We start from the raw sequence: 14,933 nt of genomic DNA, 5'->3' as shown, positions 1-14,933 counted from the left end.
GACGGCATGTGTAGCTGCTGCACTGGTGAGCGGTTATTTTGTGCCCTTTTTCTGTTGGGAGGACTGCGGCAGATTGCGCCGCAGGCGGTTCCTGCCGCCCGGCTTTCGGAGATCTTGCGTCCTCGCTTCCATGAACGCGGAGGCGCGGCAGCGAGGTTTCTTCTAAAATTGTTCATTCACAAGGTGTTTATATATTTCATGCCAAGGCATGTACACGTTTTCGGAGGTGTAATTTTTGTCGAAGGGAAATCAAAAACTGCAAATCATTCCGCTCGGCGGTTTGGGAGAGATTGGCAAGAATATGACGGTCATCCGCTATGAGGATGAGATTCTGCTCATTGATTCTGGCCTCATGTTCCCTGAGGAGGATATGCTCGGCATCGATCTCGTGATTCCGGATATCACGTATCTCCTCGAGAACCGCGACAAGATCAAGGCCATCGTGCTCACACACGGCCACGAAGATCATATCGGCGCGCTGCCGTATGTGCTCAAGCAGATCAGCGTTCCGGTCTACGGCACGCGCCTCACGCTCGGCATCCTCGAGGGACGTCTCAAAGAGAACGGCGTCGACTCTTCGATGCTCCATCCCGTCATGCAGGGCGACATCATCAATGTCGGCTGCTTCAGCGTCGGTTTCATCCGTGTGAACCATTCGATTCCAGATGCGGTCGGCCTCTCCATCAAGACACCGCTCGGCATGATCGTGCATACGGGCGACTTCAAGCTCGACTATACGCCGATTGACGGCAAGATGACGGATTTCCGCCGCTTCAGCGAGCTCGGCAATAAGGGCGTACTCGTGATGATGGCGGACTCGACGAACTCGGAGCGCGAGGGCCATACGCCGTCGGAGCGCACGGTCGGTGCGGCGTTCGACAAGGCATTTCACAACTGTCGCAGCCGCATCATCGTCGCGACGTTCTCGTCGAACGTCCATCGTATCCAGCAGGTCATCGACACGGCGGTGCGCTATAAGCGCAAGGTGGCCGTGCTTGGCCGCAGCATGGTCAATGTCGTCAACATTTCGCTTGAGCTCGGCTACATCAACGCACCGGAAGGCACAATCGTCGACATCGACGAGATCGGCAACTATCCGATGAGCCGGATCGTCATCATCACGACGGGTAGCCAGGGCGAACCGATGTCGGCGCTCACGCGCATGTCGATGTCCGATCACCGCAAGGTCGGCATCGTGCCGGGCGATACGGTCATCATCTCGGCAACGCCGATTCCGGGCAACGAGAAGCTCGTCGCCAAGACCATCGACAACCTGCTGAAGCTCGGTGCCAACGTCATTTACGGGCGCAACAAGGGCATCCATGTCTCCGGTCATGCGAGCCAGGAGGAACTCAAGCTCATGCACAACCTCGTGCGGCCGAAGTTCTTCATCCCCGTGCACGGCGAGTATCATCATCTCGTGCAGCACGCGAAGCTCGCGCGCGAGCTCGGCATGCCGAAGGACCATATCTTCATCGCGGAGAACGGCAGCGTGCTCGAGTTCACGAAGGACAAGGGCGCTATCGTCGGCAAGGTACAGGCGGGTATGGTCATGGTTGACGGCCTCGGCGTCGGTGATGTCGGCAACATCGTGCTGCGCGACCGCCGCCAGCTCTCGCAGGACGGCATCCTCATCGTCGTTGTGACGATGGACCGCGCGACGAGCCGTGTCGTCGCGGGACCGGATATCGTCTCGCGCGGCTTCGTCTACGTGCGCGAGTCAGAAGCGCTCATGGATGAGGCCAAGGCACGCGTCGAGCAGGCGCTCGAAAAGTGTGAGGAGGAAAAGATCACGGAGTGGTCGACGATCAAGTCGAATGTCCGTGACGCGCTCGGCCGCTATCTCTTCGACAAGACGCGCCGCCGCCCGATGATCCTGCCCATCATCATGGAAATGTAATGTAAGGAAAGAAAAGAGGATGCAAGCCGTGTGTTCACGAACTGCATCCTCGTTTTTTGGTTCCTGAGAAAACGCTGCCAACCTTCAGCGGGGCAGGCTGCGCCGCCCTTCGTGCAGCGCGGCGCATTTCTCCACGATGAGGCGCACGACCCAGGAGGCCGGGCGCGAGGGCTTGGCATAGAACCATTGCTCGACGGTGCGTGCGGGCGCGCCGAGCAGGTGCTCAAGGTCGCGCGGCGTGATGCCCCAGAGGTCGCGCATGAGCTTCATCGGCTCGTCGGCGCAGGCGATGCGGTCGAGCTCGGCCGCTTTCTTGAGTTCTTCGATGTCGACATCGAACCCCGTCTTTTTCTGGAACCAGTTGGGGATGTCTTCGCGCGTGACCTTCGGCATGGCAGTCGTCCTTTCGTTTTTCTTTTGTCTTTCACTATATCGCCGGTGTTTTGCCGCGTCAAGCGTCCGGCGGGATTTTCTGCAAATGAGGTGATTTCCATAGCTGCGGAACCAGCATTCGTGCATCTGCACGTGCATACGGAGTACAGTCTGCTCGACGGCGCGAGCCGTATCCCTGAGCTCATCGCCGCCGTCAAGGAGGCGGGAATGACATCCATCGCGATTACGGATCACGGCGCGATGTACGGTGTCATCGATTTTTATAAGGAGGCTGTGGCGCAGGGCGTGAAGCCCATCATCGGCTGCGAAGTCTATGTGGCGCCGACGGGGCGCAAGGAGCGCGCCGAGGTGAACGGCGTCAAGTATCATCACCTCATCCTGCTCGCGGAGAATCAGACGGGCTACCGCAACCTCGTGAAGCTCGTCTCGCTTGCGAACATCGAGGGCTTCTACTACAAGCCGCGCATCGATCACGAGTTGCTCAGGCAGTACCACGAGGGACTCATCTGCCTTTCGGCCTGCGTGGCGGGCGAGGTGCCGCGTGCGCTCATCGCAGACCAGCCTGAGCGCGCGGAAGCTATCGTGCGCGAGTATATCGAGATCTTCGGCAAGGAGAATTACTTCCTCGAAATCCAGAATCACGGCCTGCCGGAGGAGCGCAAGGCGAACGCAGGCCTCGCGGCGCTGGCGGAGAAATACGGCCTTGGCCTCGTCGCGACGAACGATCTCCACTACGTGCACCGCGAGGACAGCGAGTTCCATGATATCCTGCTCTGCATCCAGATGGGCAAGACCGTGGACGATCCGGATCGCATGCGCTTCTCGAGCGATGATTACTACCTCAAGACGCCAGCGGAGATGGCGGCGCTCTTTCCGGAGCATCCCGAGGCGCTCGCGAATACAGCGCGCATCGCCGAGCGCTGCAACGTCGCTTTTGAGTTCGGCCATCTGCAGCTGCCGTACTATCCTATCCCAGCGCCGCACAAGGATGATGAGGCATATCTGCGCTATCTCTGCGAGGAGCGATTGCCCACGCGTTATCCTGACGCGGGGGAAGTAGTCAGGGAACGCCTCGACTACGAGCTCGACATCATTCATCGCATGGGCTATGACAGCTATTTCCTCATCGTCTGGGACTTCATCAACTACGCGCGCGAGCACGGCATCGGCGTCGGGCCGGGGCGCGGCTCGGCAGCAGGCAGCATCGTCGCCTATCTGCTCGGCATCACGAATCTCGATCCGCTGAAGTACGATCTGCTTTTCGAGCGCTTCCTGAACCCGGAGCGCGTATCGATGCCGGATATCGATGTCGATTTCGACTACATCCAGCGCGGCGAGGTTATCGAATATGTGAAAAGGCGCTACGGCAGCGACCACGTCGCGCAGATCGTCACGTTCGGCACGATGGCGGCGAAGGGGGCTATCCGCGATGTCGGCCGTGTACTCAACATGCCGTACGCGCAGGTCGCAGACATCGCAAAACTCGTGCCGAACGAGCTCAAGATGACACTCGACAAGGCGCTCGAGACGTCGGCGGACTTCCGCAAGGCCTACGAGGAGCATGAGGATGTCCACCGCCTCGTGGATCTCGCGCGCAAGATCGAGGGGCTGCCGCGCCATTCCTCGACGCACGCGGCGGGCGTCGTGATCGCGCGTCATCCGCTCACGGACTACGTGCCTGTCTCCATGTCGGACGGCACGCTCGTCACGGAGTACGACAAGGATCATGTCGAGGAGCTCGGCCTGCTCAAGATGGATTTCCTCGGCCTGCGCACGCTCACGGTCATCACGGATGCCGTCAAGAACATCAAGAAGAACCGCGGCGAGACACTCGATATCAACAGCATCCCGCTCGTAGATAAGGAGACGTCGAAGATGCTCTGCGAGGGCAAGACGGGCGCCGTGTTCCAGATGGAGTCGGGCGGCATGACGGCGCTCGTGAAGGACCTCGCGCCGCAGGGCTTCGCCGACCTCATCCCGACCGTCGCGCTCTACCGGCCTGGGCCGCTCGGCTCAGGCATGGTGGAAGACTTCATCGGCGGCCGTCATGGCACGAAGGAGGTGCATTACCTGCATCCGCTGCTCGAGCCGATCCTCAAGGAGACGTTCGGCGTCGTGCTCTACCAGGAGCAGGTCATGCAGATCGTGCAGGTGCTCGCGGGCTTCACGCTCGGTCAGGCAGATCTCCTGCGCCGCGCGATGGGCAAGAAAAAGGCGAAGATCCTCCTGGATCAGAAGGAAAACTTCCTCGCGGGCTGCAAGAAAAACGGCATCGAGATGGGCCTTGCCAATACGATCTTCGACCTGCTCACGCATTTCGCGGACTATGGCTTCAACAAGTCGCACAGCGCCGCCTACGCGCTTGTCGCGTGGCAGACAGCGTACCTCAAGGCGCACTATCCGCAGGAGTTCATGGCGGCGATGCTCACGAGCGTCATGGACACGGACAAGGTCGCGGGCTACATCGAGCAGTGCCGTCGCATGGGCATTCCCATCCTGCCGCCGGACATCAATGCGAGCGAAGCGTATTTCACCGTGGACGGCGCGGCCATCCGTTTCGGCCTCGCGGCCGTGCGCAACGTCGGCGAGAACGCGCTGGCGGGCATGGTCGCGGAGCGGCAGGCGGGCGGGCTGTTTTCTTCGCTCGTTGATTTCTGCTCGCGCGTGAGCACGCGCACGCTCTCAAAGCGCGCGATCGAGAGCCTTATCCGCTGCGGCGCGTTTGACTCGCTCGGCGCGCGCCGCAGCCAGCTCCTCGTGGTGCTCGATAAGGCGCTCGGCGAGGCGGCGCGCAAGCAGCGCGATCTCGCGAGCGGCCAGATGGGCCTCTTCGGCGAGGAGGTGCTCGACGAGGCGGCGGAGCTCGAGCTCCCTGACATCCCGGAGGCGTCACCAGAGGAGATTCTCGCCTGGGAGAAAGAGACGACGGGATTCTACATCACGGGCCATCCGCTCGATCGCTACAAGGGCGTGCTCGAGCAGCTGCCAGGCCTGCGCATGCTCGCGGGCGGTGAGGTCAAGGACCGGCAGGTCGTGCGTGTCGGCGGCATGTTCACGGAGCTCAAGCGCATCACGACGCGCAAGGGGGAGACGATGTGCTTCGCGACGCTCGAGGATTTCACGGACAGTCTCGAAATCACGGTTTTTCCGCGCGTGTTCTACGATCACGTGAACCTGCTCGCCGTCGACACGGCCGTCGTCGTGCAGGGGCATGTGGACATCACGGACGACGGCGTGAAGCTCCTTGCGGACAATCTCTGGCCGCTTGCGTCGTATCAGCTCACCTACTACATCAAGATCCCTGAGAGCAAGGAATCGCAGGAGACGCGCGACGCGCTCAGAGAACTCTTCCAGGCGTATCATGGCGACCGCGTCGTCTATCTCCAAATGGGGGGGCGCTGGCAGAAGACAGGCGCGAATTACTGGCTGCGCGAGGGCGACGATGTGCGCGCAGCGTTCGAGCAGCTGCTCGGCAGCGACACGGTGCACCTGCGGTAAGAGATCGCTGCATCCGCAGCTTCATGGCGCTCTATTTGTACGGGCCTTTCCGTTTACGGAGAGGCCCGTATGTGTTAGAATGAATTATATTTGATATTTCTGAGAACGAACCGGCGGCGTGAGGAAGTCAAAGCGCGCTGGACATTTCAGGGTAGGAGGTCGTTTCATGAAAATCAGTGGACGCAGCGTGGGAATGTGCGCGCTTTTCGTCGTCATCGGCGCAATCGTCGGCGGCCTGGTCGGCGAGCTCATGAAGAGCATCGACGCGTTTTCCGGGCTCGTGCCGTATCTGACGGCGGAGAGCGAGATCTTCACCATTCATCCGTTCGACATCAATCTTTTCGTGTTCCGCCTGACGCTGGGGCTCTCCTTCACGCCGCATCTTCTCGCGGCGCTCGGCATGGTGCTCGGCGTCGTCGCGTTCAAGAAATTCTGAGGAGGGATGAGGATGGCGAAGCTGATACTCGCGTCCGGTTCGCCGCGGCGCGCGGAGCTCCTGCACCAGATTGGCGCAGCGTTCGAAGTACAGGTGAGCGAGGCGGAGGAACTGCGAGACGCCGCGACGCCGCGCGCGCTCACCTGCGCGAACGCGCGCGCGAAGGCGGAGGCGGTTGCGCGCCGCTGTCCGGGCCGCGCGGTACTCGGGGCGGACACCGTCGTCGCGCTCGATGGGGAAATCTATGGCAAGCCGGGCACGCCGGAGGCGGCGTGCGCGATGCTCGGCGCGCTATCCGGGCGCAGCCACACGGTGACGACGGGGCTTGCGCTCATCAATGCACGCGGTGAGGTCTTTACAGACGCCTCTTCGACCGAGGTCGTTTTCGCGCCGCTCTCTCGTGAGGATATCGCGACCTATGTCGCGACGGGCGAGCCGCTCGACAAGGCGGGCGGCTACGCTGTGCAGGGACGCGCGGCCGCCTTCATCGAGGCGGTGCATGGCTCGTTTTCTGGTGTTGTCGGGCTGCCGCTCTGCACGCTGGCGCAGCTCGCGAAAAGAGCAGGAGTGGATCTTTATGACAGTCATGGTGCGGGATTTGCCCGCGGATGAGAGGCCGCGGGAAAAGCTTTTGACCTATGGCGCGTCGAGCCTCGGCAACGCGGAGCTCCTCGCCATCCTGCTGCGCACGGGCACGCAACAGGCGTCCGTGCTTCACATCGCGGAGGAGGTGCTCGCGCGCTATCGCGACCGCGGCATCGTGGAGCTCGTCAACATGGCGCCGCAGGAACTCGCCGAAATCAAGGGCGTCGGCCTCGCGAAGGCTGCGACAGTCGTCGCGGCCATCGAGCTCGGGCGCAGGCTCTCCATGAAGGCGGCCGAGCACGTCGAGGCGGTGCACGGCCCAGAGGACGCGGCGCGCTATGCGATTCCGCGCCTGCGCCATGAGCAGAGGGAACATTTCGTCGCGATGCTGCTCGACAGGAGGAACCATATCCTCGCGATGCGGGATGTCTCGATCGGCAGCCAGTCGGCCTCGGTCGTACATCCCCGCGAGGTCTTCCGCCTGGCCATCCAGCATTCGGCGGCCTCGCTCATCGTGCTCCATAATCACCCGAGCGGCGATCCGACGCCGAGCCAGGAGGACGTTGCTGTGACGCAGCGGCTCGTCGACGCGGGAAGAATCATGGATATTCCTGTGCTGGACCACATCGTTCTCGGAGGCGATAAATTTATTAGCCTAAAAGAGGAAGGTATGGTACAATGAAGAGGCTTGTGGTAGAATAAATCAATGTTGCATAGGTTCATTTCATTCCTGGAAGGGAGTTTTCAGATAACATGTGGAGTCTTTTTGGTGGTTTGTCGCATGATATGGGGATCGATCTTGGCACAGCGAATACGCTCGTGCATGTGAAGGGGCGCGGCATCGTGCTGCGCGAGCCCTCTGTCGTCGCGATCAAGAGCGATACGGGCGATGTCCTCGCCGTCGGCGAGGAGGCGAAGCAGATGATCGGCCGCACGCCGGGCAACATTGTCGCTATCCGCCCGATGAAGGACGGCGTCATCGCGGATTTCGACGTGACGCAGGCCATGCTCAAGTATTTCATCCGCAAGGCGATGAACACGAAGTCCTTCGTGCGCCCGCGCGTCGTGGTCGGCGTGCCGTCCGGCGTCACGGAGGTCGAGAAGCGCGCTGTCATCGACGCGGCGCAGCAGGCGGGCGCGCGTGAGGCGTACCTCATCGAGGAACCGATGGCGGCGGCCATCGGCGCGGGTCTGCCGGTCGAGGAGGCGACGGGCAGCATGGTCGTCGATATCGGCGGCGGCACGACGGAGATCGCCGTCATCTCGCTCGGCGGCATCGTGACGAGCCGCTCCATCCGCATCGGCGGCGATGAGATGGACTCCGCCATCGTCCAGTACATCAAGCGCATGTACAACCTCATGATCGGCGAGCGCACGGCAGAGGAAATCAAGATCAACATCGGCACGGCCATCGTGACGCCGGAGACGCAGAGCAGCATGGACATCCGCGGACGCGATCTCGTGAGCGGCCTGCCGAAGACGCTCACGATCAAGGCGAGCGAGATCCGCGAGGCGCTCGATGAGCCGATCTACAAGATCATCGAAGCAGTGAAGAACACACTTGAGAAGACGCCGCCGGAGCTCGCGGCCGATGTCATGGATCACGGCATCATGATGACGGGCGGCGGCGCGCTGCTCACGAATCTCGACAAGCTCCTCTCCAAGGAGACGGGCATGCCGGTGCTTGTGTCGGAGGACGCGCTCTCCTGCGTCGGCGAGGGCACGGGCAAGTCGCTCGAGAACATCGGCCTTCTGAAGCGTGTCGTGATGACCTCGAAGAAGTTGAGACAGTAAGATGGGAACGAGACTGAGACGGGATGGGCACAAGAAAAGCCGCACTTGGGCGCTCCTCTTTGTTTTCGTGAGCGTTTTCTGCATCATTTTCTTTGCGGCGCAGGGGCGGTTTCAGGCTCCTGTACTTGCGAAGTCTGTCTCTACGGTTGCCGCACCCTTCGAGAAAGCCATCTCCTGGGTCGGCAGCCAGCTCCGTTATGTGACGAGCAATATCTGGGAGATCGCGACCGTGCATGAACAGAATAAGATGCTCAGAAACGAGGTCGACCAACTGCGCATCCAGAATCTCCAGGCGAGTGAGTATGCAGCGGAGAACGCGCGTCTGCGCGCTCTGCTCGGCTACAAGCAGGCCGCCATGCAGTTCGATCTCGTGGCGGCGCGCGTCATCGGCCGGGAAGCGGATAGCTGGTCACATATGATTGTCATCGACCGCGGCACAGCCGATGGTGTCAAGGAGAACATGGCGGTCGTGACGGAAAAGGGGCTCGTCGGGCACGTCATCGAGGCGGGACCGAACTACGCGAAGGTCCAGCTCATCCTCGATCCGCGCTCGTCCGTCGGTACGCTCGTGCAGCGCGCTGAGTCGCGCGTCGTCGGTATCGTCGAGGGTGATCCGGCGAATCCCACGATGCCGCGCATGATCAATGTGCCGAAGAACGCGGATATCGAGGAAGGAGACATCATCGTGACGTCTGGCTTCGGCGGTATGTACCCGAAAGGGCTTGTTGTCGGAATCGTCTCCTCGCTCGAGAATGATGAGGCGGGTCTCCTGAAGATCGCGCTGCTCGAGCCGGCCGTCGACTTCCAGAAACTCGAGGATGTCGCGGTCATCGTCAATTCGCGCGAGGCACCGCCTGAACCGCTCAAGACACCTGTGCAGACGCCTGGTACGGAGACGGATCCCGCTGCGGAGAAGAAGGCGCAGGAGGCACAGGCCGCCGGTGGGGAGGAAGCGGTGCAGCAGGACGCACAGGTACAGGCAGGTGAGAGCGATTGAAGGCGTTTTTGAAATGGGCGCTTTTCGTGCTCCTGCTCTATGTGCTACAGGCGTCATTGCTACCGCTCATCGCCTTTCACGGTGCTTCGGCGGATTTCCTGCTGCTTTTCGCCGTGTCGTTCGGCTTCATCCGTGGTATGCGACTCGGCGTACTCGCGGGATTTCTTGCGGGGTTGCTGCAGGATCTGTTATCCGGGACCTTCCTCGGCATGAATACGCTCACGAAGATGCTCGCCGGCTTCATCGCCGGTGCGCTCTCGGATCACGTGTTCAAGGAGCAGATGTTCCTGCCGGTCGTGTCCTCCGTCATTGCGGCTGTCGCGAATTATTTCCTGCTGGCCGTGCTCATGCTGCTGCTGGGCTATCGGTTCAATCTGCTGGAGAATGCAGAATATATCCTCCTGCCGCTCATCGTTTATCAGCTCGTATTCTCCTACCCCGTGCATAAGCTCACGCGGCAGGTCAATGAGTGGGTGGCGCAGGAAGGAAAATAGACCATGGGAACCGCTGAATGATGTATGGAGGTCAGTGGTTCTTTGTTCATTCTGGAAAAATAGGAGAGAAGTTCTTTGGTCGAAAAAGATGGCTACGACGGCTTCAACCGCCGACTCCGCGTGCTCGGCATCCTCATGGTGCTCGTCATCGCCGTGCTCATTGGGCGCGCTGGGTATCTGCAAATCTATGAGGGGGCGTATTATGCGGGGCTCGCGGACGGCAACCGCATCCGTATCATCCCGGCGGTCGCGCCGCGCGGCACATTCTATGACAGAAACGGCCAGCTGCTCGTGACGAACCGTCCGGGCTTCACTGTGTCGTTGCTGCCGCTCACCTCGCCCATCAAGGATGATGTCATCGAGCGTCTTTCTGGCCTCGTGCATGTGCCGGTGGAGGATATCAAGGCGAAGATTGCCGGACACAGCGGCTTCAATCCCATCCGCATCAAGACAGATGTTACGCCAGATATCGTGTCCATCATCGAGGAGCAGAAGGAACTCTATCCGGGTGTCATGATCGAAAACACGCCGATTCGCGACTACGTGCTCAAGCAGGAGGGGGCGCATACGTTCGGTTATGTGAGCGAGATCAACGACGAAGAGCTCGAGGAGAAAAAGGCGGACGGGTATAAGTCCGGTGACATCATCGGCAAGTTCGGCCTGGAGAAAATCTACGATAAGTATGTGCGCGGCGAAGACGGCGGCGACCAGGTCGAGGTGGATGTCTCAGGCAAGCCTGTCAAGCGCCTCGGCCGCAAGGTGCCGGTGCCGGGCGACGACCTCGTACTGACCATTGACAAGGATTTGCAGACAGCGGCGGAAAAGGCCGTTGACGACCGGCTCGCGGCCATCCATGCCTCGGCAGCCGCGGCCGTCGTCATGAATCCGCAGACGGGCGAGGTCCTCGCGATGGTGAGTCGGCCGGCGTTCGATCCGAACCTCTTCGCGCACGGTATCTCCTCGAAGGACTGGGCGAAGCTCAACAATAACCCGTTCCACCCAATGGACAACAAAACGATTTCCGGTGAGTATCCGCCGGGCTCCACGTTCAAGATTGTCACGGGTACAGCAGCGCTCACAGAGGGCAAGGTGGCGCCGGAGGAAAAGATTTTCGACAGCGGCCATCACTGGATCATCCCGAAGGGCAATGCTGAGGGTGAGGCGCTCGGCTGGATCAATTTTCAAGAGGCGCTTGCGCACTCCGATAACGTCTATTTCTACGAGATGGGCAACCGCCTCGGCATCGATCTGCTCGAAAAATACGCGCGCATGTTCGGCCTTGGTCAGCGCACGGGCATCGATCTGCCGTACGAGGCGAAGGGACTCGTCGCGAACCGCGAGTACAAGAAGAAGAATTTCGAAGACGGCGACTGGTATCTCTCAGAGACGTTCGACGCTGCGATTGGACAGGGGTTCAATCTCGTGACGCCACTGCAAGCGGCGATGGTCATGGGGGAGATCGCGGCGGATGGCAAGCGCTACAAGCCGCATCTCGTTAGCCGCATTCAGACGCAGGACGGCGATGTCATCAAGGAGTTCCAGCCGGAACTGCTCTCAGAGCTCCAGGTTCCTGCGAATGTCATCCGGCTCGTGCAGGAAGGCCTGCACGACGTGACGAAATTCGGTACGGCGGCGAGCACGTTCCGGGGATTCCCGGTCGATATCGCGGGCAAGACGGGAACGGCGGAGAACTCGCAGGGACGCGACCACGGCTGGTTCGTTGCCTACGGGCCGTTCGATAATCCGAACATCGTCGTGGCAGTCATCGTCGAGCAGGGTGGTTTTGGTTCGCAGTCGGCTGTGCCGATCGGCCGCGAGATCCTCGAGGCGGCGTTCCATGTCGGCCGCTACGCGCCGGACGCGCAGCAGGACGCAGCAGCGGGGAAGTGAGATGCCGACAGTCACTGGCAGGGGAGAAACGGGATGGATTTGTCTAGCTGACAGGAAAGGACATGTAGGAATCATGAGTGAGGAGATAGTCAGGATCAAGGGGACGAAGGCTGGGCTGCAGCTGCTTTTTGCTGCAGGTGCCACCTATGCCGCTATTGAGGCGGAAATCCGCGAGAAGCTCGCGGCAGGTTCTGGATTTTTTTGCCGCGGCACGGTCATGCATGCGCTTGCTGGCTCGCTCCCCGAGGAGGAGATGGAGAAGCTGCGCCGCCTTTTCCATGAGAACGGCGTGATCTTCAGCGTCTCCCGCGCGCATTTCGCGCCGCAGGCGGAAACGCAGCGGCCGTCGCCCGCGCAGGAGGCCGTACAGGCGGCATCGTCACAGGCAGCTGCTGGAGAAGAGACGACGCAGATGGTCGTCGTGAACAGGACGCTGCGCGGCGGGCAGGAGGTGCGCACGAAATGCTCCGTGCTCGTCTGCGGCAACGTGAATCCGGGCGCGCAGATCATCGCGGGCGGCAGCATAGACATCCGCGGTACCTGCCGCGGCATGGTCCATGCCGGCGCCTACGGCAACCAGGAGGCTTTCGTAATCGCCGACTGCCTCGTGCCGACGCAGATCCGCATCGCGGATCTCATCGCGCGCGCGCCGGATAAGACGCCTGCTGCTAGTGAGCGGCCTACGCGTCCGGAGCGTGCCTCCATCAAGGATGGCCAGATTGTCATTGAACCGATAGAAAGGTAGGATACCAGATGAGTGAAGTTATCGTAATCACATCCGGCAAGGGCGGCGTAGGCAAGACGACGACGACGGCCAATCTCGGCATGGGGCTCGCGATGCGCGGCAAGAAGGTCGTGCTCGTCGACACGGATACGGGCCTGCGGAACCTCGACCTCTTGCTCGGCCTCGAGAACCGCATCATGTATGATCTCGTCGATGTGACGCAGGGACGCGTTCCCTACAAGAAAGCGCTCGTCCGACATAAAAAGCAGGAGAGTCTCTTCCTGCTGCCGACCTCGCAGGTCAAGGACAAGACGGCCGTCAACCCAGAGGAGCTCGTGAAGCTCTGCACGGAGCTGCGCAAGGAGTTCGACTATATCCTCATCGACTGCCCCGCCGGCATCGAGCAGGGCTTCCAGACGGCGATTGCCGCAGCGGATTGCGCGATCGTCGTGACGATGCCGGAGATTTCCGCCGTGCGCGACGCGGACAAGATCATCGGCGAACTCGGCCGCGCTGACAAGGAGAACGTGAAGCTCGTCGTCAACCGCATCCGCCCGCAGATGGTGGAAAAAGGCGATATGCTCGATATGGAGGATATCAATGATATCCTCTCCATCGAGTGCATCGGCCAGGTGCCGGATGATGAAATGGTCGTCACCTCGACGAATCGCGGCGAGCCCTGCATCCTGATGGATCATTCCCTGGCAGGTCAGGCATATCGGAATATCGTGGGACGCATCCTCGGCGAGAAGGTGCCGTTCATGACATTCCCCAAAGAGGGATTCTTTTCGCGCCTCAAGCGTGTTTTTAATTTGTGATGGGAGGAAGAACGCATGCTGAACGCACTCATGAAGATTTTCGGCAAGAAGGAGCCATCAGGCAAAGTGGCCCGCGATCGGCTCAAGGTGGTCCTCATCCATGACCGCGCGAGCGTCTCGCCGGAGATCATGGAACATCTGAAACACGATATTCTCGAGGTTGTCGCAAAGTATCTTGACATTCGTCCCCAGGAGATGAATATCACCCTCGCGGATGATGAAGACTCGGTGGCGCTCGTCGCGAATATCCCTGTCACGAACATGCGGCACGGTGGGAAGCATTGAACAAGAAACTCTTCAAGCGCATGGACATGCCGCTGATCCTCGCGGCTGCGGGCATCCTCATCATGAGTCTCGTGATCATCGGCAGCGCGACGCATATCAATACGCCGAGCGATGAGCGCTATTGGTTTGTGCAGCGCCAGGGCATCTTCGCGCTCATGAACATCGCTCTCGCAGCGTTTCTCATGAACTTCGACTACAAGATGCTCGCAGGTTTCCGCAAAAAGCTCTATATTTTTAATATCATCATGCTCGTTGCGGTCATGGTCGTGGGGCAGTCGGCACTCGGTGCGCAGCGTTGGATCGTCATAGGGCCCATCAGCCTCCAGCCGTCGGAGTTCAGCAAGCTCATCATGATTGTCTGTCTCGCAGGCATGCTGGAGGAGCGCGTCGGCCATCTCAATACGCTGCGCGATCTCCTGCCCGTCGCCGCCTATGTCGGCGTGCCGTTCCTGCTCGTCATGAAGCAGCCGGATCTCGGTACGTCGCTCGTCTTTATGGCGATTTTCTTCGGCATGATTTTCGTCAGCGGCATCCGAATGAAGCTCCTCGGCGGCATTTTCGCTGTGGGGCTTGCCGCCATGCCCGTGCTCTGGCATTTCCTCAAGGATTATCAGAAGATGCGCATTATGGTCTTCATGGATCCGAACGTGGATCCGCTCGGTTCGGGCTACCATATCATCCAGTCGAAGATCGCCATTGGCTCGGGCATGCTTTTTGGCAAGGGGCTTTTCCACGGCACGCAGAGCCAGCTCAACTTCCTGCCGGAGAATCATACTGATTTTATTTTCGCCGTCGTCGGCGAGGAGCTTGGCTTCATCGGCGTGGCGTTCCTGCTGCTTTTGTATCTCGTCGTGCTCTGGCGCGGCGTGCAGATTGCGCGGGATGCGGCGGATACGTTCGGCCGCCTGCTCGCCGTCGGCATCACGTCGATGATCGCGTTCCACGTGCTCGTCAACGTCGGCATGACGATGGGCATCATGCCCGTCACAGGCATCCCGCTGCCGCTCATGAGCTACGGTGTCAGCTCGCTTACGACGAACATCATGTCCATCGCGATACTCTTGAATATTCACCAGCGAAAACAGAAGCTGCTCTTTTGATGAGGAGGAAAAAGAAGTT

General features: G+C 60.4%; 14 protein-coding genes. 13 read left to right on the top strand and 1 reads right to left on the bottom strand.

Features of this window, described 5'->3' with window-relative positions; all coding sequences use genetic code 11:
• Positions 1-235: 235 nt before the first annotated feature.
• Positions 236-1,900, top strand: a complete 1,665-nt coding sequence (locus tag F599_RS0101020; protein ID WP_019541676.1) for a ribonuclease J — start codon at positions 236-238, stop codon at positions 1,898-1,900.
• Positions 1,901-1,984: 84 nt separating this feature from the next.
• Here the strand turns inward: F599_RS0101020 and F599_RS0101015 are convergent, their stop codons facing one another.
• Positions 1,985-2,293, bottom strand: coding sequence for a hypothetical protein (locus tag F599_RS0101015; RefSeq protein WP_019541675.1), 309 nt, complete (start codon positions 2,291-2,293; stop codon positions 1,985-1,987).
• Positions 2,294-2,383: 90 nt separating this feature from the next.
• Here F599_RS0101015 and F599_RS0101010 point away from each other — a divergent pair, with 90 nt between their 5' ends.
• The 12 genes from F599_RS0101010 (at position 2,384) to rodA (ending at position 14,914) form a co-directional block, all read left to right on the top strand.
• A complete protein-coding gene (locus tag F599_RS0101010; protein WP_026327722.1) occupies positions 2,384-5,791 on the top strand; it encodes a DNA polymerase III subunit alpha in 3,408 nt (1,135 codons plus the stop codon).
• Between the two features lie 166 nt (positions 5,792-5,957).
• Positions 5,958-6,227 carry a DUF4321 domain-containing protein gene (locus F599_RS0101005; protein ID WP_020700431.1) on the top strand — a complete coding sequence of 90 codons (270 nt, stop codon included), beginning with the start codon at positions 5,958-5,960 and terminating at the stop codon, positions 6,225-6,227.
• Between the two features lie 12 nt (positions 6,228-6,239).
• On the top strand, positions 6,240-6,839 hold the full coding sequence (locus tag F599_RS0101000) for a Maf family protein (protein WP_019541672.1): 600 nt from the start codon (positions 6,240-6,242) through the stop codon (positions 6,837-6,839).
• On the top strand, positions 6,805-7,494 hold the full coding sequence (gene radC / locus F599_RS0100995) for a RadC family protein (RefSeq protein WP_019541671.1): 690 nt from the start codon (positions 6,805-6,807) through the stop codon (positions 7,492-7,494). Before F599_RS0101000 ends, radC begins: the two co-directional genes overlap by 35 nt.
• A 71-nt stretch (positions 7,495-7,565) precedes the next feature.
• Positions 7,566-8,606 (top strand): rod shape-determining protein, encoded by a 1,041-nt coding sequence (locus F599_RS0100990; protein WP_026327721.1) that lies wholly within the window; start codon positions 7,566-7,568, stop codon positions 8,604-8,606.
• A gap of 1 nt (position 8,607) precedes the next feature.
• Positions 8,608-9,603 carry a rod shape-determining protein MreC gene (mreC, locus tag F599_RS0100985; RefSeq protein WP_019541669.1) on the top strand — a complete coding sequence of 332 codons (996 nt, stop codon included), beginning with the start codon at positions 8,608-8,610 and terminating at the stop codon, positions 9,601-9,603.
• Complete coding sequence (gene mreD / locus F599_RS0100980; protein ID WP_019541668.1) at positions 9,600-10,097, top strand: rod shape-determining protein MreD; 498 nt, start codon at positions 9,600-9,602, stop codon at positions 10,095-10,097. The genes mreC and mreD overlap by 4 nt, the downstream gene beginning before the upstream one ends.
• Positions 10,098-10,172: 75 nt before the next feature.
• Positions 10,173-11,987 carry a penicillin-binding protein 2 gene (mrdA, locus tag F599_RS0100975; RefSeq protein ID WP_019541667.1) on the top strand — a complete coding sequence of 605 codons (1,815 nt, stop codon included), beginning with the start codon at positions 10,173-10,175 and terminating at the stop codon, positions 11,985-11,987.
• Between the two features lie 73 nt (positions 11,988-12,060).
• Positions 12,061-12,732 (top strand): septum site-determining protein MinC, encoded by a 672-nt coding sequence (gene minC, locus F599_RS0100970; protein WP_019541666.1) that lies wholly within the window; start codon positions 12,061-12,063, stop codon positions 12,730-12,732.
• Positions 12,733-12,740: 8 nt separating this feature from the next.
• Complete coding sequence (gene minD / locus F599_RS0100965; RefSeq protein WP_019541665.1) at positions 12,741-13,529, top strand: septum site-determining protein MinD; 789 nt, start codon at positions 12,741-12,743, stop codon at positions 13,527-13,529.
• A 15-nt stretch (positions 13,530-13,544) separates the two neighbouring features.
• Positions 13,545-13,814 (top strand): cell division topological specificity factor MinE, encoded by a 270-nt coding sequence (gene minE / locus F599_RS0100960; protein WP_019541664.1) that lies wholly within the window; start codon positions 13,545-13,547, stop codon positions 13,812-13,814.
• Positions 13,815-13,834: 20 nt separating this feature from the next.
• A complete protein-coding gene (gene rodA, locus F599_RS0100955) occupies positions 13,835-14,914 on the top strand; it encodes a rod shape-determining protein RodA (protein ID WP_033368910.1) in 1,080 nt (359 codons plus the stop codon).
• Positions 14,915-14,933: the final 19 nt, after the last annotated feature.

It is taken from the genome of Selenomonas bovis DSM 23594 (assembly GCF_000381005.1).
Classification (GTDB): Bacteria; Bacillota; Negativicutes; order Selenomonadales; family Selenomonadaceae; genus Selenomonas_C; species Selenomonas_C bovis.
This window is presented reverse-complemented; position numbering and strand designations above follow the sequence as displayed.